General features: G+C 43.1%; 23 protein-coding genes and 1 other RNA gene. 4 read left to right on the plus strand and 20 right to left on the minus strand.

What is annotated here, in order from left to right; genetic code table 11:
- Positions 1 to 30 precede the first annotated feature (30 nt).
- Positions 31 to 957, minus strand: coding sequence for an ABC transporter permease (locus tag GUA98_RS22645; protein WP_227779990.1), 927 nt, complete (start codon positions 955 to 957; stop codon positions 31 to 33).
- 72 nt (positions 958 to 1,029) lie between these two features.
- Complete coding sequence (locus GUA98_RS22650) at positions 1,030 to 2,607, minus strand: extracellular solute-binding protein (RefSeq protein WP_193724469.1); 1,578 nt, start codon at positions 2,605 to 2,607, stop codon at positions 1,030 to 1,032.
- A 400-nt stretch (positions 2,608 to 3,007) separates the two neighbouring features.
- Here GUA98_RS22650 and GUA98_RS22655 point away from each other — a divergent pair, with 400 nt between their 5' ends.
- Positions 3,008 to 4,159, plus strand: a complete 1,152-nt coding sequence (locus GUA98_RS22655; protein WP_193724470.1) for a glycosyltransferase family 2 protein — start codon at positions 3,008 to 3,010, stop codon at positions 4,157 to 4,159.
- A 175-nt stretch (positions 4,160 to 4,334) separates the two neighbouring features.
- Here GUA98_RS22655 and GUA98_RS22660 read toward each other — a convergent pair whose 3' ends face one another.
- Positions 4,335 to 5,189, minus strand: coding sequence for an aldo/keto reductase (locus GUA98_RS22660; protein WP_193724471.1), 855 nt, complete (start codon positions 5,187 to 5,189; stop codon positions 4,335 to 4,337).
- A gap of 165 nt (positions 5,190 to 5,354) precedes the next feature.
- A complete protein-coding gene (locus GUA98_RS22665; RefSeq protein WP_193724472.1) occupies positions 5,355 to 6,608 on the minus strand; it encodes a mechanosensitive ion channel family protein in 1,254 nt (417 codons plus the stop codon).
- Positions 6,609 to 6,826: 218 nt separating this feature from the next.
- Between GUA98_RS22665 and GUA98_RS22670 the strand changes: the two genes are divergently transcribed.
- Positions 6,827 to 7,255 (plus strand): stress protein, encoded by a 429-nt coding sequence (locus tag GUA98_RS22670; protein WP_193724473.1) that lies wholly within the window; start codon positions 6,827 to 6,829, stop codon positions 7,253 to 7,255.
- A gap of 112 nt (positions 7,256 to 7,367) precedes the next feature.
- On the opposite strand, the gene GUA98_RS22675 is transcribed toward GUA98_RS22670, so the two are convergent.
- The 8 genes from GUA98_RS22675 to GUA98_RS22710 form a co-directional block, all read right to left on the minus strand.
- On the minus strand, positions 7,368 to 7,868 hold the full coding sequence (locus GUA98_RS22675) for a hypothetical protein (RefSeq protein ID WP_227779992.1): 501 nt from the start codon (positions 7,866 to 7,868) through the stop codon (positions 7,368 to 7,370).
- A gap of 68 nt (positions 7,869 to 7,936) precedes the next feature.
- A complete protein-coding gene (locus tag GUA98_RS22680) occupies positions 7,937 to 8,134 on the minus strand; it encodes a hypothetical protein (protein WP_193724474.1) in 198 nt (65 codons plus the stop codon).
- A 143-nt stretch (positions 8,135 to 8,277) separates the two neighbouring features.
- On the minus strand, positions 8,278 to 10,773 hold the full coding sequence (locus GUA98_RS22685) for a hypothetical protein (RefSeq protein ID WP_193724475.1): 2,496 nt from the start codon (positions 10,771 to 10,773) through the stop codon (positions 8,278 to 8,280).
- 67 nt (positions 10,774 to 10,840) lie between these two features.
- Entirely contained in the window at positions 10,841 to 11,326 is a 486-nt protein-coding gene (locus GUA98_RS22690) for a hypothetical protein (protein WP_193724476.1), read from the minus strand.
- A 325-nt stretch (positions 11,327 to 11,651) separates the two neighbouring features.
- Complete coding sequence (locus tag GUA98_RS22695) at positions 11,652 to 11,942, minus strand: hypothetical protein (protein ID WP_193724477.1); 291 nt, start codon at positions 11,940 to 11,942, stop codon at positions 11,652 to 11,654.
- Positions 11,943 to 11,954: 12 nt separating this feature from the next.
- Positions 11,955 to 12,149 carry a hypothetical protein gene (locus tag GUA98_RS22700; protein ID WP_193724478.1) on the minus strand — a complete coding sequence of 65 codons (195 nt, stop codon included), beginning with the start codon at positions 12,147 to 12,149 and terminating at the stop codon, positions 11,955 to 11,957.
- 118 nt (positions 12,150 to 12,267) lie between these two features.
- On the minus strand, positions 12,268 to 12,693 hold the full coding sequence (locus GUA98_RS22705) for a hypothetical protein (RefSeq protein WP_193724479.1): 426 nt from the start codon (positions 12,691 to 12,693) through the stop codon (positions 12,268 to 12,270).
- Positions 12,694 to 12,751: 58 nt separating this feature from the next.
- On the minus strand, positions 12,752 to 12,928 hold the full coding sequence (locus GUA98_RS22710) for a hypothetical protein (RefSeq protein ID WP_193724480.1): 177 nt from the start codon (positions 12,926 to 12,928) through the stop codon (positions 12,752 to 12,754).
- A gap of 147 nt (positions 12,929 to 13,075) precedes the next feature.
- On the opposite strand from GUA98_RS22710, the gene GUA98_RS22715 reads away from it, so the two are divergent.
- Positions 13,076 to 13,471: a DUF6173 family protein gene (locus GUA98_RS22715; RefSeq protein WP_175393990.1), complete on the plus strand. Its 396-nt coding sequence runs from the start codon at positions 13,076 to 13,078 to the stop codon at positions 13,469 to 13,471.
- Here the strand turns inward: GUA98_RS22715 and GUA98_RS22720 are convergent.
- Together GUA98_RS22720 and GUA98_RS22725 are read right to left on the minus strand one after the other, a co-directional pair.
- Positions 13,437 to 13,766 carry a hypothetical protein gene (locus tag GUA98_RS22720; protein ID WP_193724481.1) on the minus strand — a complete coding sequence of 110 codons (330 nt, stop codon included), beginning with the start codon at positions 13,764 to 13,766 and terminating at the stop codon, positions 13,437 to 13,439. The genes GUA98_RS22715 and GUA98_RS22720 overlap by 35 nt on opposite strands.
- A 96-nt stretch (positions 13,767 to 13,862) precedes the next feature.
- A complete protein-coding gene (locus GUA98_RS22725; protein ID WP_193724482.1) occupies positions 13,863 to 14,087 on the minus strand; it encodes a hypothetical protein in 225 nt (74 codons plus the stop codon).
- A 289-nt stretch (positions 14,088 to 14,376) separates the two neighbouring features.
- Here GUA98_RS22725 and GUA98_RS22730 point away from each other — a divergent pair, with 289 nt between their 5' ends.
- Positions 14,377 to 14,943 (plus strand): hypothetical protein, encoded by a 567-nt coding sequence (locus GUA98_RS22730; protein ID WP_193724483.1) that lies wholly within the window; start codon positions 14,377 to 14,379, stop codon positions 14,941 to 14,943.
- Positions 14,944 to 15,130: 187 nt separating this feature from the next.
- On the opposite strand, the gene GUA98_RS22735 is transcribed toward GUA98_RS22730, so the two are convergent.
- The 6 genes from GUA98_RS22735 to eno form a co-directional block, all read right to left on the minus strand.
- Entirely contained in the window at positions 15,131 to 15,799 is a 669-nt protein-coding gene (locus GUA98_RS22735) for a phage integrase SAM-like domain-containing protein (protein WP_227779995.1), read from the minus strand.
- A 285-nt stretch (positions 15,800 to 16,084) separates the two neighbouring features.
- Positions 16,085 to 16,448, minus strand: a transfer-messenger RNA (tmRNA) gene (ssrA, locus tag GUA98_RS22740).
- 580 nt (positions 16,449 to 17,028) lie between these two features.
- Positions 17,029 to 17,511, minus strand: coding sequence for an SsrA-binding protein SmpB (gene smpB / locus GUA98_RS22745; RefSeq protein ID WP_095293038.1), 483 nt, complete (start codon positions 17,509 to 17,511; stop codon positions 17,029 to 17,031).
- 177 nt (positions 17,512 to 17,688) lie between these two features.
- Positions 17,689 to 20,427, minus strand: a complete 2,739-nt coding sequence (gene rnr / locus GUA98_RS22750) for a ribonuclease R (protein ID WP_193724484.1) — start codon at positions 20,425 to 20,427, stop codon at positions 17,689 to 17,691.
- Between the two features lie 506 nt (positions 20,428 to 20,933).
- On the minus strand, positions 20,934 to 21,167 hold the full coding sequence (secG, locus tag GUA98_RS22755) for a preprotein translocase subunit SecG (RefSeq protein WP_095293034.1): 234 nt from the start codon (positions 21,165 to 21,167) through the stop codon (positions 20,934 to 20,936).
- 171 nt (positions 21,168 to 21,338) lie between these two features.
- Positions 21,339 to 22,625 carry a phosphopyruvate hydratase gene (eno, locus tag GUA98_RS22760; RefSeq protein ID WP_095293032.1) on the minus strand — a complete coding sequence of 429 codons (1,287 nt, stop codon included), beginning with the start codon at positions 22,623 to 22,625 and terminating at the stop codon, positions 21,339 to 21,341.
- Positions 22,626 to 22,715: the final 90 nt, after the last annotated feature.

Consider the following 22,715-nt stretch of genomic DNA (forward strand, 5'->3'; position numbering starts at 1 on the left):
CTGAACTCCCCTCCTTCACCTCATTCCTGACTAGAATAGCTTGGTATTGGATATCGCTTTGGACAGGCGATTGGCACCAATGAGCAGTGTAAAGTTAATGACCGATTGGAATAAGCCTACCGCGGTTGTATAGCTGAATTCGGCACTTTCGCTAATCCCTTTACGGTACACAAATGTCGAGATGACATCCGCCGTGTCATAGACGTTCGGGTTGTATAGCAGAATGATTTTTTCGAAACCGATCTCCATCAGTCCGCCGATACGGAGAATGAGCAGAATAAGAATCATTGGAATAATGCCAGGCAACGTAATATGCCAGACTTGGCGAAGGCGACTTGCCCCGTCCACATTCGCAGCATCATATAGCTCGGGATTGATTCCACTTAGCGCTGCCAGATAAATGATGCTGGAGAAGCCGAGCTCCTGCCAGATGGATGAAGCGGTATACATCGTACGGAAATTGGCCGGATCACTGAGAAGCGCACTGCTCTGGCCGCCAAAGTATTCAATAATGGTGTTAAACAGGCCATCCCGGGATGAGAAATCCACAATCATGCCGCAGATGACCACGATGGAAATAAAGTGCGGAATGTAGGAGACGGTCTGCACGGTGCGCTTGAATATTTCGTTGCGAAGCTCATTGAGAAGCAGGGCAAGAAGAATCGGTGCTGGGAATCCGAACAATAGTTGATAAAAGCTCAGCACCAGGGTGTTTTTCAAAATCCGCCAGAAATAGTAACTCTGAAAGAAGTCCCGGAAATGCTGCAGTCCCACCCAATCACTGCCCCATATGCCCTTGCCCACCGAATAATCCTTGAATGCAATGATCGCTCCATACATCGGCAGATATTTGAAGATGAGAAAATACAAAACGACTGGAAGGGCCATCCAATAAATCGCTTTATTCTTTTTGTAATTGAGCCATAACAAGGAGAGCTTGTGCGACACCTTCTCCATCCCCTTCCTTATCAATTCGAAGGAGAGCATCCGCGAGGTAAAAAGCGGGCTTCCCCACGGACGACTTCTTCGTTATCTGGCGTTATAGCGGTCCAGCGCTGCCTGCTGAATTTCAATGGCCCGCTCGACGTTAAACTTGTTGATCTGATCGACGTACTTGTCAAAGTTCTCAATCGGTTCGACCCCGATGACAAACTTGACGAACATTTCATCCCGGTACGTTCCAATATCGCTCATAATTTTGCTGTATTCCGTGGATTCTTCTGTTGTCAGACTGGTTGGAGGAAGACCCACCTTCAGTGTATTCTCGCTGTATTTGGAGAAGAGAATCGCGGCATCCTTCTGCTGCTGAAGCTGATAGTACTGTTCATTGTACCGGTCGTCATCCTCACCCACGAAGGGATAGTTGGCTATAAAATGTTTGGCCATTGCTTGGGCAACCGACAATCCATCCGGATTTTTCAAAATCTCATCGGTATAGGTCGGGTAACCGTCCTTCATCGTATACGTGAGGCCCTCCACACCGAAATTTTTCAGCATATGCCCTTCTTCACTGAAGAAGTAATCCAGCGCTTTGACCGTTTCCTCCGGGTGCTTGTTGCTATTGGTGATCACGACGCCGCTGCTGCTCCACTCCCAGGAACGTCCGGTAAACATCGGTTCATCGCCCTTATTCAACACCGGATATTGGACGGCTGTCAGATTGGCGTTCGGGTCGGTTTCCTGCAGAGCGGGGAGGTAGCGGCCTACACCTCCACCGATGAAGGTGAAAAAGGCACCTGCCTGACCACTCAAAATTTTGGCGTCATATGTTTTTTGGTCATTGGTAGCAAAATCGGGATCGATCAGCCCTTCCTGATACCAGCGATGGAACATCGTCAGGAATTCCTTGTATTCCGGCTCAATTGGTCCGTAGACTACTTTCCCATCTTGCATAAATATGTTGTTGGTTATCCCGTAGGCCTCCAGATAGGTCGGTGCTGCGGGTCCCATCGTTGTCATTTTAGGCGGTGCACCGAACAACAGGGGCGCGGACACGCCTTTTTTCTCTTTGAACGCTTTAAGTACGGTTTCCCATTCTTCCAGCGTTTCCGGTTTCTCCAGCTTTAGCTCATCGAGCCAATCCTGACGAATGAATGTACCGCCGAAGGTTTTGTATTCCCCCAGCCGTAGATGCGGAATGGCATAGATATCGCCGTTGTCTGCTTTTAACTGTTTGGCGACCTCCGGGTTCTCATCCAATATCTTTTTCAAATTGGGAGCGTATTCATCAATGAGCTCGTTAAGACGGATGATGGTACCATCATTGAACAGCTTGGCGTAATCTCCATTTACAAACATGGCATCAGGCAGCTGATTCGAGGCAATCATGACATTGAACTGTTCGGTCTCGGCACCCACCGCAGGATGCTGGAATTCGATTTTGGTGTTGGTCTTCTTCTCCCATTCCTTAATCGCCGTGATTTCATTCATACTCTTGAGCGTAATGGAAGCATTCGTGTTCATTGACATCCAGATCGATATTGGCGTAGGGCCATCTCCCTCTGCCCCACCCGCGTTTCCATTGTCCCCTGTGCATCCTGCCAGAATTGTGAATCCCATCATCAGGCAGATTCCAATCGCCAGCCGCTTTCTCCATGACCGTTTCATCGCTTCACGTCCCCCCATGTGTTCGTGTAAGGTGTCTGACCCTTGATGCGGAGCTCTCTTCATAAAGGTACTGCCTGACCGCTATTATGGCTATCCTTCATTCTTGCGGACATATTCAAAATTTGATATTCCCTTATTCGGCGCAGGATTTGCACATGCAGGCAAAAGATCAAGATCATATTGGAGGAATGAACTGTCCGATTCAAATGAAAGCTGATTATCTCCTTTAAAATGTCTAGGTTTAAGCATGTAGATTATTTTTGCCATCGACCAAGCCTGTTTCCGAAACCTTAGGGTGTTTGACCAGTCCCCGCGAAAATCCAGGAATACACTAATATCACTTCTTAGACCTGTTCGGCTATCCATATAAAACATCAACAAACCTAAGGGGGAAATTCGCATGGCGATCCGCTACAGTATCATTATTGCAACCTATAACCGGGCCCATCAGTTACCACTTACACTGGCGGCTTTTGAGGTGCAGACCTACCCAAAACATCTTTTTGAAGTTATCGTTGCTGATGATGGTTCAACGGACGGAACGAAAGAACTGGTTGAAGCTTATCGTGCTTCATATTCGTTGACCTATGTAACTCAAACCGAACAGCGCGGCAGATCGGCGATCCGTAATCTGGGGCTCCAGTATGCCAAAGGGTCGTATGTTATTTTTTGCGATGCTGACTTTCTGGCACTACCCGAGTTTATTCGAACCGTGCGGCAGTATCATCGCAAAAATCCAAGAGCCGTGGTTTCTGGCTTTCCACATTCTTTCGATGGTTCATATACCCACTACTATCCGGACTTTTCCCCAGAAGAGAAAGAACATTGTCATGCCGTCCTCACAGCATCAAACTCATGGCGTCCCGAACTAGAAGCTGCGAATGAAATTATCCCGTTAGTAACACCCGCGGATATCATTCATTATACAGATGCTTTGTCACGAGTCGTTTTTCCATCCAAAATGCCGCCGGGAGTCATCAAACAATTTGCGAGCACAGATGTAGCTCCCTGGATGGTATTTGTTACTCGGTGTGTATCCGTTCGGCGTAGTCTGCTGAATCGCGTTGGGGGTTTCAACGAAAGATATGTACTTTATGGGCTTGAAGACTGGGATTTGGGCTACAGGCTGCACTGTTTGAAAGTGCCTTTCTATTGCATCAAAGAGGTCGTAGGTTATCATCAGGAGCACCCAACCCACTTCCGGGGGGATGTGCTCAATACGGAGAATCTGCGAATCATGCTGGAAACCTATGGCTTCAATGATTCTGCACTGAATTTATTTTGCGTTGTGCCTCCATCCGCTGACCTCGAAACCTACAAGAATACACTGAGGATCTTGCGCAGAGGGTTCCGGTCCAGAACAACACGTTCTTCCGCACGATTGTTGAAAAGGACACTACGAATTGCAGCCAAGCAGTTCTTACTCCAATCTGATGCAGAGGCATACAAAAAATCATTAGCCAAAATAAAGAGAAGAGCAGCAGGCAGGAAAAGCAGAGTGGCTCGTGTTTTACGGGATATGGTGCAAAGGTCTGAAACATTGGTGGAGTAGGTTAGGACTCACGTTAGAAGATGATCAAATACGGATGGGTTGAAAATTCAATTTTTCTTTTGAAAAAAACACAACAAAAAGCCTCCTATCTACATCTCTGCAGATGGGAGGCAGCGTATCCTACATACTCGTTCTTCTCACCCTTATGGTGAATAGTACAGCTTCATTACTTACTTTAAAACTCTTCGTATTCGCTCGGGTCCTGTCCCCATAACCGTCCATCCTGACGATTGAACGACGAGATCACTTCCATCTCCTGCTGGCTCAGCTCAAAATCGAAGATATCGATATTTTCCTTCTGGTGTTGAAGGGAGCCTGCTTTCGGAATTGGAATGGAACCCAGCTGGGTATGCCAGCGCAAAATGACCTGTGTTCCCGTTTTGCCATGAGCTTCCGCTATGCGGAGGATCTTCTCATCCTTCACCACATCCTGCACGGCATCATTACCGCGGCCAATAGGACTCCAGGATTCATTGACAATGCCATACTCCGAATCCTTCTTCCGCTGCTCGGCTTGGTCAAAAAACGGATGCAGCTCGATCTGGTTCAGACTTGGGGCTACCCCAGTCTCCTTAATCAGACGCTCATTATGTTCGGGAAGGAAGTTGCTAACTCCGATGGAGCGGATATATCCTCGTTTCTTCGCCTCAATGAGTGCCTGCCAGGCTTCAACATACTTATCCTGCTTCGGATTCGGCCAGTGAATCAGATATAGGTCATAGTAATCCAGATCTGCTCTGTATAAGGATTCCTCGATGGCTACGATTGCCTTATTATAATCGTGGTAACGCCCAGGCAGTTTGGAAGAGATCAGCAGTTCTTCTCTTGCAACAGAGCTCTGCTTGATAGCCTTCCCGACTGTCGCCTCGTTCTCATAGTTATAGGCCGTATCAATTAATCGGTAACCCACATCCAGCGCAGATACGATGGATTTAACGCCTTCTGCACCTTTTAAGCTGTAGGTACCAAACCCAATTGCCGGTACTTTCAAGCCATCATTCAACGTATATTCCGGAATTTGATGATTCATCTGAAGACTCTCCTTTGCTAAAAAGGTATACAAAACGAATGGGAAAATTAGTTAGTCCCTCTCGTTTATTCTACCCCTCCATGCACGATTGAATCAATTCTTCCAGACGGTACAGGTCTTCATAATGCATATGAGCTGAACTCAGTATCCTTTGGTATTCCTACTTTAGTAGCCACGTGAAAATTGCGGGCTTTCCTTAAGCTGAACGATATCGTGACCCGTTGGGTTTTGAAAAGCACGAAGACCAAACGTCGGCGCCACGGCAAAGATGTGGTCAAAGATATCGGCCTGCACCGACTCATACACTCCCCAGGTGATATCATTGCTGAATGCATAGATCTCAAGTGGCAGTCCGTTGTCTCCCGGTGCTAGCTGTCTCACGATCAACGTCATATCCTGGTGAATCTTCGGATGATTTTTCAGATACTGATGGATGTATTCCCGGAATACCCCCACATTCGTGAGCTGTCTGCCGTTTACTTTGCTCTCCGTATTAATCTGATGCTCCATATTGTACTCGTTAATTTCATTGATTCGCGTAGCGATATAGTCGGTAAGATAGTGGATCTTCCGGAATTCCTCAATCATGTCTTCGGTACAAAAGGTGATGCTGCTTGTATCGATATATACGCTTCGCTTAATCCTTCTGCCGCCGGATACCTGCATGCCTCGCCAGTTTCTGAACGAGTCCGATATCAGGGCATAACTCGGAATCATCGTGATTGTTTTATCAAAATTTCTTACCTTAACCGTATTGAGTGTAATGTCAATGACATCCCCGTCTGCATTATACTTCGGCATTTCAATCCAGTCGCCAACACGCACCATGTCATTCGATGACAATTGAACGCCTGCCACGAGGCCCAGGATGGAGTCCTTGAAGACCAGCATCAGCACCGCCGACAACGCACCAAGCCCACTGAGAATAATTAACGGATTCTGACCGATAAGGCTCGAAATGACGATAATGCCCCCGATGATGAAAAGAATAATCTTGGCGACCTGGATGTAACCTTTGATCGGCCTGATCTTGGAGACTTCATAGGAACGATATATGTCATCAAACACATTAAGTAAGGCATTGAAAACCGTAATCATGATGACAATCATGTAGGTCATTGCAGCCTTTTCAATCAAGGCCTGATAGGATGGAAAGACATAAGCAGAATAATAGATAATAATGGCCGGCACGAGATGCGACAGCTTGTGGAACAGCTTTTTCTCCACAATGATATGGCCCCATTTGTACCGATTGTTATTGACGATATGATGGACCGTCTTCAGCACGATTCTTTTGGCAATATAATTTGCCAGGATGGAGACCATCGCTATAAAAATAACCATGATGATGTTTGAAAGAATGCCAATGGTTTGTTCACTCATGCCCGTTCCGTCTAGTTGTTTTTTGATAAAATCCATTGTTTCCTCCTAACGCAGTCTAGTTTAGCTTTTCATTATAAATGACTCTCTGGTACGAAGCAAAATTCAAGATAAGAGGCACGTTATAAAAGGTATGCTAGTCTGTTGGAGTTAAGAATCCGGAGTAAATATGGACATATGCAGTGCATTTTCTAAATAATAAAATCCAATTATGGTGGACTATACTTACTTCATATTTTTACAGGAGGGTGAATGACTTGAGGAAATATATTGGTTTGGTTTTCTTATTGGGCCTAATCCTATGTATAACTGCTGCTTGTTCTTCGAGGGAGAGTGAGTCTGCGATTACTCTTGATGATATTGTCACAGAGTTCCGAGATGCTGGACTTGAGGTCGAAGCTCCAACGGGGTCTATTAGCGAGGATCACGTACTGGCTGACTTAGGTTTTAGAGATGTTCAGCACATTTTGGTGCCGGCTCTGGGTGAAGGTGAAGGTGGGTATCTATTCTTGTTTGAGGATGAAAAGGATCTTGAGAAGCTGAACGATTACTATGAGGAACCCGGAAAATCAACGCTAATGCCTAATTCGCATGCCTATGCACAAGATAAAATCCTGTTGCAGATGAGTGATCAAATGAGTCAAACCGAGTTTGATCGATATGTAGAGGTTATCAAGGATTTATGAGGAAGTAGATAGCTCATCAATAATCAGATCATCAGCTTACGCTTCATATAAACCGAAAAGCCACCAACCAGAATTTCTGGCTGATGGCTTTCTTGTTGTTTCACTCTAACCTTCATTTGTACCTAACAAGAACAGGCTTACACCAAACAGGTATTGAGTCAATGCAATAGACCAATTTATCCTGAGTGATTTCTGCAATAATTAGAGGCTCATATGTATTATCAATAATGATGACCTGGTCTGCGATGGCCAGAGCAGGTGTAAGGTTCTTCAATGACTGACCATATCGATAACGGATGTCTTCTGCTGCAATCCAATGTCCACCCTGCTCGACACGAGAAGCTACACGGTCTATATGCATTTGTACATCTTGGAGACCGATGTAATACACAACAATTTCATAGCGGCTTTCTTTAGCGATTTGCATATGTTTCAAAACAAATGATCCGGATAATGTTGTTTCAATAGCAAAGTTTTGGCCACTTTTTATAAGTGATCGGATTCTTTTCACAGCTTCCCTGCCAGCAGACAGGTCAGCACTACGCGGATTCTCTGGCTTCAACTCTCTTGCAATTTGATCTGGATCAACCAGTTCACCAAGCCACTCTCTCATTTGCATGCTAAGTGTTACTTTTCCCTGCTCCGTTGGTTCCAGCAAACACAGTCATAACTGGTTTGGTTTCACTCATGATACTCGAATTCCTGACGTTTACCATCCGCATCAAAAGTTATTTCAAATTTATTACCTTCAGCATCTTCACGAACACGTTTATTATTTTTTATATAATAAATAGAAGCACCCGATTCTTTGGCTTGCTTCCGTGCATGTTGATTCGCTTTTTTTAAAATTTCTTGGAGCTGTTCTCGATTATTAAACATCTTGAGTCCCCCAATCTAAATTTATCAACATTATATCACAAATAAAAAAACCACCAACCAGAACAACTGGCTGATGGCTTTCTTGTTTCGCTCTAATGGAGGCGAGGGGCATCGCCCCCCATTTGGTACTTAATATTTTTCCTTTATTTAATCTCCGCTTGAATGCTGGAAGCAATTCTATAGAATGGATTTTCCAAATCGGGACATCCTAACTTACTTAGAGCCTCAAGCTCCTCTTGTTCAGAACCTATCAAGTAATCAACAAAAGTTGTTGCAATCTCATGATACCTCTTATTCTTTTGAAAATCTGTAGCGTTGAGCGATTTTCTGTACAATTCTTCGATCCTCTTAGCTGAGTCGTCATTTGAAATAGTAGCATCAATTGCAACTAGGGCTAAATAGTGTACATCATGTTTTAAGTGATTAAGGTAGTAATAACCACTAGGACCCAGAGTGATAAAGTCATTATCATTAATCACTGAGATGGTACCATGCAGATTAATTAGCAAACCTTCCTTTTGAAGATTTAAACAAATGTCTTTAAATGATAATATATCTCTGACAGTATATTTGAAAAATTCGTTATACATATCAGATAATTTGAAGAATCCTTTAGGCAAATTACCTACCGCTAAACCCAGGTTGGCTTCAGCAAATTTCAGAATTCTTAGCTTAGTCATATGTGAGAAGAAGCCATCATTACTTATTGCAAATATATTTAATATTTTTGAGCTTGTGCTTGAGTAATGTACTCTATTGTCCAAAGCCAGACCTCTTAACAGATTGTGATGTTCTATCCTTCTGTCACTTGGAACTTTAACTGTTGATGAGACTCCTGCTGCTATTAATAAGGGATCATAGTTTACATTAGCTGATGAAATAACCCTTTTGAAGAGCTTTAACGATTCTCTAACGTCGCGATTTGAAATTGTCTCTAGAAGCAAGGTGTTTTCCTGATTACCTAAAAAAGTTTGTGTGAGCACGTCTATGACGTCAAGATATTTAAGCCCTATTGATGTGCCACTTGAATTATTAACAAATAAAACGTCACTTTCTGAATAATCTTCTTTTGCTGCTTTTAATCTTTTTGCTAGGACATTAAAAATTTTTGGTGCTGGTATGTGAAATACATCGCAGTCTGAAAAGTTAAAACTCTTATCATTTTCATGTTCGTAATATACTTCTTCCCTTAAAGATAGGATTAGTGTAGTTCTTAATCTTTCCTTTATAGCATTTCCATGAAGAAACAATTTTTGTTGGAGCCTTGAATCTAACTGATCTACATTATCATAAACAATACAGGTGGACATACCGATTTTTTGAATGTATTCAAAAACTCTTTTGATGTAAATGTCTTTAGTGTTCTCCATTATGTTATTTATAACTTTAAATATTTCAGCATTTAACTGGTCTTCAGGTAAAAATGCTAATAATGCCTTCCTCTTTTTCAGCTCGTTTGTGAATACCTGTTTTAGAGTAGACGGGTCGTCAAAAATCCCCAAACGATCATATTTCTCAAGGATCTCATCTTCAATTTTCTGATAAATAAAATGATCCAAATTTGTGTCATGAGCACATTCCTTGCAATCGATATATATCCATACTGTGGACTCCCTGTCTTCGGGAGACAGCATGAAATTAAAAAATCTATGGATAAATGTTGTTTTACCTACACCTGCTCCTCCTATTAATAAAAACATTTTCGATCTACTTCTTGACTCTAAATATCTACTATCAAAAACATCAGCAGATCTCTTAGTGGTTCTTAGTTCTGAGATCGGTTTAGTATTATCTTCTTCAGTTAATTCAATTTCTTCTACAACCTTCCCTAACCTTGGCGCTCTATCTCTTAGAACAAATTCAATGCTTTTTTCATATTGGTGAGCTGAGTCATAGTCACAGTAACATTTTTTCAATAAGTCCCAGTCACTAATAATTTCAGTAAAATATTTATCGTGTATAGAGCCCAAAAGATTTGCCAGTGAGTTACTAGGTAAAACATCATCAGGATTACCTTGTTTTCTAGAGATGCGGTCTACAAAAGGAGGTCGCGGCCTTATTAGTTGATTTTGAGTTGAGTTGATCAGCCCTATCAATTTTTCTGTTAAGTTTGTGATTGGTGACAATAAATTGTAGAAATTGATGAAATCATTGTGAATTTTATCGTGCCCTTGAAATAAATATGTATCATTACCTGACAGATGAGTATAGGGAACATAAGTTACAGCCACATGTGTACCATTAAATACAACTACAACATCTATTTTTCGCGGGACAGCATAATCTATGCCTTGAGTAATAGCTCCTTTCAATCCAGAGAATTTGCTACCTAAACTGCTCGACTTTACTACAGTAGAAGTCGGCATTTCAAATTTCACAAATTCTTTTTTTGCCTCCAATATAAATTTATTGCCTCCACAAATAAATTCGTAATCAAAGTAACCGATTTTGTTAATATGCTCTTCCCGTTTTATTTGAATCTCGTCCCATCCAAAAACATCCTTAAACAAGGGGTCTATAATCTTACTTCTTGTTTCAGTTTCATTAAGATTATTATCAAGATACTCCCTTGAATTTTCTAACCATTCATTAAATCTTTCTGAGGTTGCACTAAAACCAAGGTCAATTTTAGGAATCAATTATCATCACCTACAAAAAAAGGATTTTACAGTTATTATAACTGTAAAATCCTTTATGTAACATATGCTAATTCATCAACTGCCAAGACAGATATATCTCATTCTTATACGGTAGCAGAAAGCTCTTTTTCTTTATCAGAAAAGATGATAAATAATCAATATCATTATTTTTTTCTTCTTTGCTTATATATTTCAGAGAGGCACATATCTCTAGCCAGTAAAGTTTAGGGCAAGAAGAAGGGCGACTGTTAATAATATTTTTCAAATGATCCAACTTCGGAATCACATATTCATTAAGTCTAACATTTTCACAACTTTCTTCAAACATTTCTTGATTCTTATTAAAGAATCTCAAGGCAGCAGCTAGTGATCGTGAATAAGGACCCCTTTTATGCCAAAAAAAGTCCATTTCCCCTAAATATATCCCCACGTCTTGGACTAAAAATGCTACTTTTTGAGATATAATACGATCATCATAAGTATCAGTTTTAGGCAAGTCACCTAGAATATATTCATGAACTTTTGAATATGCAATTAGGTTTTTAGTATCCATAATCACACTCTCCGTCGAAAGTTATACTTAACAATATTCCCTTAATCATTTGATTTAAACACCATCAAATTATTATATGATAAATAATCATCATTTGACAAGCTAAATATGTCTGATCTTCTAAACATAACATATTCAAAACAAAGCCGTTTAGTACCTACAAACCGGATAAAACCGTTAATTACGTTATACGATGTTTTACTACATAAAGTAAAGTAAGCACGCCTAAAAAGTTTACTCCTTTTGTCCGTTCAAATTTTAGTTGAGTTAATTATATTTCAACTGGATTAATATGTAAATAACCATTTTGTTCCTTCCACCAGTTTCAATATTCGGTCCAATAACTTAAATGATCTTCTCGCGCCGGTGACGGTACCTTAGGAGGCTTTGGCTTCTCAGATTGCCGCTCCCAGCCCTCCAGGATAACAATATTAGCCGTATCCGATTTGTTTTCCCACGTTATGTAGTTCCCAGCGATTAGACCATCCAACGCAGCCATGATATCTGCCTTGTTCCTTCCGGTCTTGATGGTCAATTCATGGAGTGTCGGGAACCGTCTCCTAATCCCTTTGTAGTTATAAAGGATCCTCAATACTTTGCGCTCATAATCATTCATCTGTCATTCCTCCTATGCCGTAGCCTTAATCTGATAACACGCCAGTAACCCTGATTCCTTGAATGTCCTTGGCTTGCCAGACAAGAGGTCGTCTGCTTTTATCAGTCCGGATCGAATACTTTTGACTTGTATTCGCCGTTTTGTAATCTTCCCGCTTTGATCCTCATATATGATCTCGACCAACCAACCCAGGTATTTTACTGGCATGTTCATCCCTCCAAATAACAGAACGTTTGTTTGCTTTTTTATCATTATATGCGAATACATGTTCGTTATTCAACAGAAAAAAGGACCCTATCGAGTTAATCGACAGAGTCCTCTTTGTTTATTTTTGACTCAGTAAATATTCACAAAGTTTCACATACATGTTCTGCATTTGAAGAGATCTTAAAAGATATGACGGATTAACATCTACCGGTCCAATCAATTCCATGAGAAATACGAATTCTTCGTATGTCGGTGGAGATTCAGTTAATAGGAAATCATCAGGAACAGAAAAGAATTTATTACGCTCTTTAATGTCCTCTATTTTTTCATTATGGAAAAGTTCCAGCTGCCCATCATTGATCGTGGACTGTTCACCTAATCGGCGGTTGAATATGTACAATACGTCATTCAAAGATCGGGTTTGTCTTTCATTAAAATCATGATCCAAGAGAAACATAATGTGTGGATGTTCATCAGATGCTACAAGCGTTTTAATGAGCTTGATCTGATATTTTAGAAGCTCAAGTTGTTCATCAATACTCATTTTTGTTTCCACCTTTTACGTTAAGTTTAGAATGCTACGAACATAATAGCTGAAGCGATCACTCGTGCAGCCCCTTGTGGGATATTACAATATGGACTTTATTCGGATCACTCTTTATAAAAAAGAAGTCTCCGGCACTAGGATCATAGCCTATCTCTGAAAGAACGTGGTTCAATGTTTCCGGTTCCAGGCTGCTTATCTCTTCAACAGTCGTAATGTCGCGTTTGTACTTCATTCTGGCATCTCTCCCTTGGTGTGATATGTCTTAATTCGACAGCAGGGAGAAATTACCTTCATGCAGATCACCGTTTACTGTCTATCCTTATTCTTTCTGCTAAAATGGAGTTTGCGCACACCATTTTAAAAAGAGAGGAAGTTTTAGATGTATAATGCGGAAGATTTTTTGCCTAAGAGGAAAAATGATCTTATTGGTGATATTGCTCTTGCATCCCTGAGAGACCCTAAACTGGCAGATAATCAATACGATATCCTGATGGCCCAAATTAAAGCATTTGAAGATGAATTGAATGAGAGTGAAGAGATAGCTATACAACTCGCATCATTCGGTCAATCCGTTTTAATGAATGTCACAGAAATCGGATTTCATAATCCATCCTTGATGTTCTTCTATGGGCACGTTAACGGTCAATGGTCTCAATTGGTGCAGCATGTCAGTCAATTAAGTTTCTTGATTACAGTTGTCCCAAAATCAGACCCTAATCGTCCAGCACGAAGAATTGGATTCATTCCTGAATCCGAGACTCCGCACGAGGATTAATTGGAACCTTCTTATTAATCATTTGTTCATTGTATGAATTGATTGCAGTGGAAATGGCGTTATTTAATATTTCATAATAAAGTTCTTTAGTTTCTGGCTCCTGAAGTTTTTGGACAAACTTCTCAAGGCTCTCTGCAGCTCCCTCATGCGGAGCAATATTGATATTTATCATTATTGGTGTTTTTTGATCCGTAGCCGTCGTTTCCGCGGCGGCTTTCAAATCCAAACCACAGACTTTGCAAAAGTTATCGGTTAGGGCAACTTCGTTGTTATCACATCGTGAACACTGGTCCATCAGTTTACTCCTCCCTCCAAAGTAAAACTTTCCTTGCTACTGCATCATGCCGAGTACTGTCTCAACGTGATCATCTCGTTAAAACCAATGGAATGGCTACACCCTTGGTGGCCAGTTCCAGTGTCCAGGTTTCGGAACCTCGGAGAACGGTACGTCTCTGTTAAAGTGCAAACCTGTCGGATTAAGAACTGTCATATGCACAATGCCTTTATCTTCATTAACAACCTCAGTAATGATCGCTGCGCTCGGTTCACTTTTATACTCGCCGCCTGGAGTACCATAGCGTTGATAATGTACTGTACGTCCAATAGTTGGTTTCATGATCTGTACCTCCGATTTTTTATTGAAATAAGAAAAAGCGAGAAGAGGAACGCCCCAGTCATATGCCGCATTTGCGGCTGTGCGTATCATTCTCGCTCAATTTCCACAATACAAATTTATCACATAGAAAGTCCAATGAAGCATCAACATTCGTTCAAAAACCGCTCAACAAATCGAAAGTTACTATTACAAAAATTACAGTGTGTTTTTTACATATATATACAATTATGATTCGAAATGCTATTATATTCCTGTAACAACCAAATTCTATGAAAAGAGGTATGATTCTATGAAAAAGGTTAAGCAACTGGGAATCGCATCATTATCCGCACTCTTGTTGTCCTCATTTACTCTGCCTGCTTTTGCTAGCGCTCAAGTTGCGAATGGAAATTCTACTAATTCGGGAACACAAATCGAATTACCATCTGGCCCAATCGATCTGGACAAAAGAATTGAACTTGAACTTAGACAAGTAGATTACGATACTCTCTTTAGAACTGTTGGCGCTGAACTTGGTATTACATCAAGTGCAGGCGATGTTACTACACAGGGTTGGAAAACAAAACTAGCAAAAGAAGTTGCACAGGAACTGATTAAAAAATTGAAAAATGTCGGCTCTCGTGCTTGGGATGCACAAATAAAAGAGTACGTAGACAAAATTCCTTTGCTAACAGATGGCGCCAAAACAACTTTGAAATATTACTTAAGCTACCAAGTACTTATGCAAGCTTTGGATATCATGGTAGATTTCACAGGCACTGCAGAGGATGGCCTCTCCAATGCTTTACAATCAGTTGGACTTCCGGCATGGTTAAGTGATGCAGCAGCAAGAGCCATTGTATTTTTCCTGCTGTAAAGCACCAATATTTAAGGGGGACTAAACGTGTACATACTTTCACTGATCATACTTATAATTACAGGTTTGGTGTCCGTCATTGATATCTTATTCGACTTAAAAGAATCGGGGGAAGGTATCAGAATATTTGTCAACGTCTCGCAAGCACTATTCTTCTTGTCGATACTATTCTTTGTAATAAAGATGCCTACCCGAAAGAAGTAAGCATCGAAAAAGGAGAGCTGTTTATCCAGCTCTCCTTTTTTCGATACGTTAACATACGAATTCTTGGCTTAGCTGAGTATCTTCCGCTACTTCCAATTTTAATGCAGCCGCTAAAATATTCATTTAATTGCTCTTTAGTGTATGACTTGCCTTCAAAAAACTCCTTTTTAGGTAGCTCTACTGCATCTGCAACATTGCAGTGCACCAATTGTTGCTTCATACCGAAGTCAAGAGCTTTTCGAATACAAGCATGATGTTTATGGACTGTATTTGGAGATAAACCCTTAACCTGAATTAAGTGATCATAATAGTCTTGAATATGCATCGGTTGGAGCTTGATTAGTCCCATATGAGCAAAGTATGGAGCAATATGCTTGGAAATGATGTTGTTATATCCATACCTGGTTGTTTCTTCGCAGTTATATTTAACATACTTTTTCATCCAATAATCTAACAACTCAACCAAGCTCATATTATTCACGGTCACTAATAAATTACGTTGTTTATTGTATTTAAACTCTGTAAGTGCCTTCTCTGCTTCACCCAGCGTATCAAATACCTTTGTTGACTTATGCCGTACTCCATTGATCATTCCTTGGTCAAACGTAACCTGATACTTGCCGCTTTTTGTTTTTCTAACACCATTCATCATATTGATCTTCCCCTTTTTATTGTTCCGATGAGATATCAATAATCTAATATAAGAAAGCATGTTCGTAAATATCTGAAGTGTCGAACCTCGTTCTATTCCGTAGAGGAGTCTTTAACCTGACCTGAATGTACGTTAACATAAAGCTGTTAAATATGACAATAGCCCTCCTGTAGACAAAATGTCTAACTCGGAGGGCAATTTATCACTTATCTTTTCTGATTGTCTAACATTTGTCTTCTTTTTAAAGGCATAGAAAAACCCAGTCCTTGTAAGACTGGGTTTTCAGTATGGAGGCGAGGGGAGTCGAACCCCTGTCCGAAGATAACGACACATAAGCTTCTACGGGTGTAGTCACAGTTTTGATGTCACCCGAGTATCGCCCCGTAACCGGCTATACGTTGGGTCAGCCTGATTGTCTTCTTCAGCACACCCCAGGCGGAGATGTGACAGCGTATCCCACTAAAGTTGAGCCCTCATCCCGGTACATGGGCGATACAGAGCGAGAGCACGCTCACAGGTTATTAAGCTGCGAAAGCGTAGTTGTTTTGTTGTTTGCCGTTTAATAGGCTTTAGCGTTGATGAAGCGGACGCGTCCCCACTACCCGCTACCCATGCTCGAACTATCCCCGTCGAATCCATAAACGCCCCCTCATATAAGAAGGGCTCCAGGATTAATCCGTGAATACGGAGCAAAGGTGCTGCACATCTTTTTCCTCCAAGGTAAAAAGATGCTCTTTCAAACTCGGCATTCCTGTCTGCTACATGAATAATCATATCACAGGACCGAATGCAGATATAGTACAGATTACTGGAAGTCATACCAGCAGGCTGAGCATCTGTGCAAGATTAACCAATGCACGTTCTGAGGCTCAATCGTCTACATATTATACCGCGTCCCTCGGACGAAGTAAAGTTTACCAGCATGACATTGCGAACAACTGTACCTCCTTTATTTTACCCACAATTTGTACAGGCTACGCAGAGGGCAGCTACTTAAGATACCCCACCCTCCGTCATATCGCAGTGACCTAAACCGATCTGTCGTTAACTTAACCATCCTGGGCTTACAGATATAGATCCTTATTGCTCTCCCAAACGTTCTAACTGCAGCACCCACGTAAAAATAAAAATCCCAAGCTCCGCCCAGTTCTGGGCCAAACTTGAGATCCTCATTTACTTCGCATTTAAAGTTAACTTATGACGCATCCTGCGAAGCTGAAGCAATTCGATCAGCGAGCGATTTTCTGCTTCTCACGCAGTGCCCGTTGAATATCACGCTGTGCATCCCGCTTCGCAGCAGACTCACGTTTATCATACTGCTTCTTACCTTTACCCAGGCCAAGCAGCAGTTTCGCATATCCATTACGCACATAAATCTTCAGCGGCACAATACTGTACCCTTCCTGCTTCGACAATCCAAGCAGCTTGTTAATCTGTGACTTGTGCAGCAGCAGCTTGCGTGTACGCGTCGGATCAAGCGGATTATGTCGGTTCCCTTGTTCAAAAGGACTAATATGCATATTATGAATGTGAATTTCACCGTTGCGAATCGTGGCAAACGCATCTCCAATATTCGCACGGCCGTTACGAAGAGATTTGATCTCCGTTCCGGTAAGTACCATGCCCGCTTCATACGTATCTTCAATGAAGTAGTCATGGGAAGCCTTTTTATTCTGTGCAAGCACTTTACTCTGTCCATCATTCTTGCCCATGTCCTCACTCCTTCTCCGTAAAATAAGCCGGTACCATGCTCTATAGCCGCGCACCCGATGATGCCCAGGTACCCTACGCCAGACCTTAATTGTAGCAAGGACCGCTGTTAAAATCAAGAAAGAGGCAGCATATGCCGCCCCTTCTCATTACACACATTTCATGCTGTGCGAAACGATTTACTTTTTCTTCTTCCGTACAAAAGCAGCTGTTCCATTAGCGGAAGCCCCTTTGTTCTTTTTCCGTTTACGGCGCGGAGCTCCGCCTTCCTGCGTACCTCCAGGTGTAGCTGCTTCGCCGATAAAGATCCCGCTAGGTGACGTCTTTTTGCGTCCGCCGCCACCTTTACCGCCTTTGCCGCCGCCCTTGCCGGATTTGAAACTGCCTTCGCCACGGCCCTTACCGCTGTTCAGATCAGTCCCTTGACCGCCAGTGCTGCTGTCCTGACTAGACGGCGCAGAGCTGTATCCACCTTTACCCGATCCAAAACCAAAGCTAACTGCTCCTGTGCCTTTACCGCGAGCAGCAGCTGGTGCACTTGCATCTCCCGTGCGGCGTTCACCTTTCGGTTTACCGCCACCTTTTCCACTGAAGCTGCCACGTCCACCCTTACTGCTCTCTTCCGGTGCTCTTCCACCGCGGCTGCCGCCACCTTTGCCTCCACGTGAGCCACTGAATCCAGAACCGCCTTTGGCGCCACTCCGGCCACCACCGCCAGCAGGACGTCCACCTCTGCCGCCTCGGTTACCGCCACCAAAACCGCCTGGCCGTTCGCTGCGTGGCTTCATATCCACCATTTCAAAGTCAATCGTGTACTCTTCCATGCTCACGCGAGCAACACGAATCTTCACCTCATCTCCGATACGGAACACTTTCGAGGTCCGCTCACCAATGAGAGCCATATGCTGATCGTCAAAATGGTAATAGTCGTCCGTCAATGCACTCAGTCGGATCAAGCCTTCTACCGTATTCTCGAGTTCAATGAACATGCCGAAGCTGGTTACACTGCTGATCATGCCTTCGAATTCTTCGCCGACCTTATCGAGCATGTACTCGGCTTTCTTCATTTTCTCTGTATCCCGCTCGGCTTCAACTGCGACGCGTTCACGCTCAGACGATTGCTGTGCAATGTCGGACATGCGTGACGCCAGGTATTCCTGACGATTCTCAGGCAGCGCACCCTTGTTCTCAATCACTTCCCGAATGACACGGTGAATGACCAGATCGGGATAACGACGAATCGGTGACGTGAAGTGACTATAGAACTCAGCCGCGAGGCCAAAGTGTCCTGACATCTCCGCATCATACTTCGCCTGCTTCATGGAACGCAGCATCATCGTACTGATTACCGTCTGTTCCTTCGTTCCATTGATATCCTCAAGCAGGGATTGAAGTGCACGAGGGTGGATCGCGTTACCGCGTCCTTTTACATGGTGTCCGAAGTTCGCTGCAAAAGCGAGGAAGTTTTGCAATTTCTCCTGATCGGGATCTTCATGCACACGATAGATAAACGGAACCTTCAACCAGTGGAAGTGCTCTGCCACGGTCTCATTGGCCGCCAGCATGAACTCTTCAATAATTTGTTCTGCAATGGAGCGCTCACGTTTGACGATATCGACCGGTTTGCCTTCTTCGTTCACAATGATTTTGGATTCTTCAAAATCAAAGTCAACCGCACCCCGGCGCATACGCATGGCGCGAAGCTTGAGGGCAATTTCTTTCATCAGATGGAAGTCATCCACCAGATCCTTGTAACGCTCCAGCAATTCCGGCTCTTCGCCTTCAAGAATTTTACGAACGTTGGCATACGTCATACGCTCTTTGGTTTTGATCACACTCGTGAAGATGTCGTGTTTCACAACCTTCATCTGGTCGTTGAATTCCATTTCACAGGACAGCGTAAGGCGATCCACCTGCGGATTCAAGCTGCAGATCCCGTTCGAGAGACGATGCGGCAGCATCGGAATAACACGGTCTACCAAGTACACGCTGCATCCGCGGTTGTATGCTTCCTGATCCAGTTTGGAGTTCTCGCGTACATAGTAGCCGACATCCGCAATATGAACACCCAGACGGTAGTTTCCGTTCGGCAGCTTCTCCACATTGACGGCATCGTCCAGATCCTTGGCGTCTTCGCCATCGATGGTTACGATGTTTAATCCACGCAAATCACGGCGGCCCTGCTGTACGATCTCTTCATCCGTAATGGATTCCGGAGCTTGTTCTGCTTCTTCCACGACTTCATCCGGGAAAGCTTCCGGCAGCTGATGCTTGCGAATGACAGACAATATATCAATGCCTGGATCATCCTTATGTCCAAGAATCTCAATAATTTCGCCTTCTGCGGCAGCGCGCCCTTCCGGGTAGTTCACGATTTTGGCAACGACTTTTTGTCCATCTACAGCCCCGGCAGAATTCGTGCGCGGAATGAAAATATCACGCTTAATTCGCTTATCATCCGGAATGACGAAGCCGTATACCTCATGGCTTTGAAACACACCAACCACTTGGGTAATTGCACGGGTAACAATGCGCACGATCTCGCCTTCCAAACGTCCATTGGATGGACCCTGAGACGTCACTTTAACAAGGACCGTGTCCCCGTTCATGGCGCTCTTCATATCATTGGCATGGATGTAGACATCCGGATGCTCTTTATCTTCAGGGATGAGAAAAGCAAATCCCTTCGCATGTGCCTGCAGTCTTCCGCGAACCAGGTTCATGCGTTCAGGCATGCCGTACCTGTTGTTACGGGTAAGCAGAATCTTGCCGGATTCCTCCAGTGTATTCAGCATGATCAAAAAGGCTTTGAAATCAGCTGCATCTTCAATCTCGAAGTGCTGTTCCAGCTCCTGATAGGTCATCGGTTTATAAGCGGTTTCCCGCATGAAGTCGAGCAATTGTTGTTCTGTTATCATTAATATTCACCTCGGGAAACGTAAAAGTGTAATCTGGTTTGTATCCTGTCTTTATGTATCTGAATTTTTGCAATTTTCATGCCACGTAACACATGCCCTCACTATCTCATACCCTAGTATACACGAATTCAATCCACCGCATCCGTACCCCGCAAAATAATCCAAACCTTAGCCGAACGCACCACTTCACGTCATGAGTACACGTTTTCATTGGATTGTAAGATAACAAATTCTTTAAAGAACTACGTTCAAAGACGAAATAAATATGAAATGTTATGAGCAAAGTCGTTCGTAACGAACCACTAAGTAGGCAACTGAGCTAAGTACGGGAAGGCAAATGAAAGGGAAGTGGGGAACCGAAGATTACATGGGTTGAAAAAAACAGTTGGTAAACTTTGGACATGCGCCAATGTATTAAAAAACCTTCGTTTCTTCTCGAAACGAAGGTTCATCATCTTAGGTCGTTCATTCATATATGCTTGATCTACCAATCAATACAGCATTCCTTACTTGGAAATGACTGTAACAATGATAGCCAAGATCATAAATCCTGCACCCAGTACAACGGTTGCACGTTGCAGGAAAAGATCCAATCCGCGCGCTTTCGTTTTACCGAAAAGATGTTCCGCACCACCGGAGATGGCACCCGCCAAACCAGCGCTTTTCCCGTGCTGCAGCAATACTACAGTGATTAGACCGATCGAGAAAACAACGAGCAGCAATTTCAAAGCAATATCCATTCTTTCCACCTCCTACCCATGTGGGCATAACATCTCACCATAAAAACAGTTACTTTAATTGTACCACAGCTATTCCCAATCTACAACCTTATCCATGATACTGTCTATGTTATAAAGAAATGAAAAAGACAAGCCGGTTACCCGGCTTGCCTTAGAAGCTGTGAACACAGCTTATTTTTTAAGGTTGTAGAATCCTTTAAGACCATTGTATTGAGCCAGTTCGCCCAGTTGATCCTCAATGCGGAGCAATTGGTTGTACTTCGCGATACGGTCTGTACGGGAAGGTGCACCTGTTTTGATTTGTCCTGCATTTGTTGCAACCGCGATGTCAGCGATTGTGCTGTCTTCGGACTCACCGGAACGGTGGGAGATTACAGCTGTGTATCCTGCACGTTTAGCCATTTCGATTGCATCGAATGTTTCAGTGAGTGTACCGATTTGGTTAACTTTGATCAGGATGGAGTTACCAATACCTTCGTTGATACCTTTTTCCAGACGCTCAGTGTTTGTTACGAACAAGTCGTCACCAACGAGTTGTACTTTGTCACCCAGTTTTTCAGTGAGCAATTTCCAACCATCCCAGTCATCTTCGGACATACCGTCTTCGATTGTGATGATTGGGTATTTCTCAACCCATGAAGCCAGAAGGTCAACATACTCAGCGGAAGTGTAAGATTTACCTTCGCCAGCAAGTGTGTATTTACCATCTTTGTAGAACTCAGTGGAAGCTACGTCCATACCCAGGAATACGTCAACACCTGGTTTGTATCCTGCTTTTTCAATCGCTTCGATGATTGTAGTGATTGCTTCTTCGTTCGAACCAAGGTTCGGTGCGAAACCACCTTCGTCACCTACAGCTGTGTTCAGGCCTTTGGAGCTCAGTACAGATTTCAGGTTGTGGAAGATTTCTGCGCCAACGCGAAGAGCTTCTTTGAATGTTGGTGCTCCAACAGGAAGAACCATGAACTCTTGAACGTCGATGTTGTTGTCAGCATGCTCACCACCGTTGATGATGTTCATCATTGGTACTGGCAATGCTTTAGCGTTGAATCCGCCCAGGTAAACATACAGTGGCAGGTCCAGAGCGTCAGCAGCTGCGCGAGCTACAGCCATGGATACAGCCAGGATTGCGTTAGCACCCAGTTTACCCTTGTTTGGCGTACCATCCAAAGCGATCATCATTTTATCGATACCCAGTTGATCCAAAGCGTCCATACCGATTACTTCTGGAGCGATTGTTTCGTTTACGTTCTTAACAGCTTGCAGAACGCCTTTACCCAGGTAGCGGGATTTGTCACCATCGCGAAGCTCAACAGCTTCGTGGGCACCAGTGGATGCACCAGATGGAACGATTGCGCGTCCGATTGCGCCGGACTCCAGGTATACTTCAACTTCAACTGTAGGGTTACCGCGGGAGTCGAGGACTTCGCGAGCGTACACGTCAGAAATAATAGTCATGAGTGATAATCTCCTTTAAATTTGAATTTATTTTTAATACGTTCAGAATAATTGAGTTTCACCAGACCACTCCGCATGCAGTACCATCTT

The organism is Paenibacillus sp. P13VS (assembly GCF_015143645.1).
GTDB classification, from domain to species: Bacteria; Bacillota; Bacilli; order Paenibacillales; family Paenibacillaceae; genus Paenibacillus; species Paenibacillus xylanilyticus_A.

Bases quoted from the DNA above. Each gene is read 5' to 3' on its own strand.
- GUA98_RS22710 (WP_193724480.1), bottom strand. From the start codon at position 12,928: ATGAAGTACAAACGCGACATTACGACTGTTGAAGAGATAAGCAGCCTG.
- GUA98_RS22735 (WP_227779995.1), bottom strand. From the start codon at position 15,799: ATGATGAATGGTGTTAGAAAAACAAAAAGCGGCAAGTATCAGGTTACG.
- GUA98_RS22660 (WP_193724471.1), bottom strand. From the start codon at position 5,189: ATGAATCATCAAATTCCGGAATATACGTTGAATGATGGCTTGAAAGTA.
- GUA98_RS22720 (WP_193724481.1), bottom strand. From the start codon at position 13,766: ATGGACCAGTGTTCACGATGTGATAACAACGAAGTTGCCCTAACCGAT.
- GUA98_RS22700 (WP_193724478.1), bottom strand. From the start codon at position 12,149: ATGCCAGTAAAATACCTGGGTTGGTTGGTCGAGATCATATATGAGGAT.
- GUA98_RS22665 (WP_193724472.1), bottom strand. From the start codon at position 6,608: ATGGATTTTATCAAAAAACAACTAGACGGAACGGGCATGAGTGAACAA.
- GUA98_RS22730 (WP_193724483.1), top strand. From the start codon at position 14,377: ATGAAAAAGGTTAAGCAACTGGGAATCGCATCATTATCCGCACTCTTG.
- GUA98_RS22690 (WP_193724476.1), bottom strand. From the start codon at position 11,326: ATGGATACTAAAAACCTAATTGCATATTCAAAAGTTCATGAATATATT.
- GUA98_RS22680 (WP_193724474.1), bottom strand. From the start codon at position 8,134: ATGTTTAATAATCGAGAACAGCTCCAAGAAATTTTAAAAAAAGCGAAT.
- GUA98_RS22675 (WP_227779992.1), bottom strand. From the start codon at position 7,868: ATGAGAGAGTGGCTTGGTGAACTGGTTGATCCAGATCAAATTGCAAGA.
- smpB (WP_095293038.1), bottom strand. From the start codon at position 17,511: ATGGGCAAGAATGATGGACAGAGTAAAGTGCTTGCACAGAATAAAAAG.
- GUA98_RS22705 (WP_193724479.1), bottom strand. From the start codon at position 12,693: ATGAGTATTGATGAACAACTTGAGCTTCTAAAATATCAGATCAAGCTC.
- rnr (WP_193724484.1), bottom strand. From the start codon at position 20,427: ATGATAACAGAACAACAATTGCTCGACTTCATGCGGGAAACCGCTTAT.
- GUA98_RS22695 (WP_193724477.1), bottom strand. From the start codon at position 11,942: ATGAATGATTATGAGCGCAAAGTATTGAGGATCCTTTATAACTACAAA.
- GUA98_RS22655 (WP_193724470.1), top strand. From the start codon at position 3,008: ATGGCGATCCGCTACAGTATCATTATTGCAACCTATAACCGGGCCCAT.
- secG (WP_095293034.1), bottom strand. From the start codon at position 21,167: ATGGATATTGCTTTGAAATTGCTGCTCGTTGTTTTCTCGATCGGTCTA.
- eno (WP_095293032.1), bottom strand. From the start codon at position 22,625: ATGACTATTATTTCTGACGTGTACGCTCGCGAAGTCCTCGACTCCCGC.
- GUA98_RS22715 (WP_175393990.1), top strand. From the start codon at position 13,076: ATGTATAATGCGGAAGATTTTTTGCCTAAGAGGAAAAATGATCTTATT.
- GUA98_RS22725 (WP_193724482.1), bottom strand. From the start codon at position 14,087: ATGAAACCAACTATTGGACGTACAGTACATTATCAACGCTATGGTACT.
- GUA98_RS22650 (WP_193724469.1), bottom strand. From the start codon at position 2,607: ATGAAACGGTCATGGAGAAAGCGGCTGGCGATTGGAATCTGCCTGATG.
- GUA98_RS22645 (WP_227779990.1), bottom strand. From the start codon at position 957: ATGGAGAAGGTGTCGCACAAGCTCTCCTTGTTATGGCTCAATTACAAA.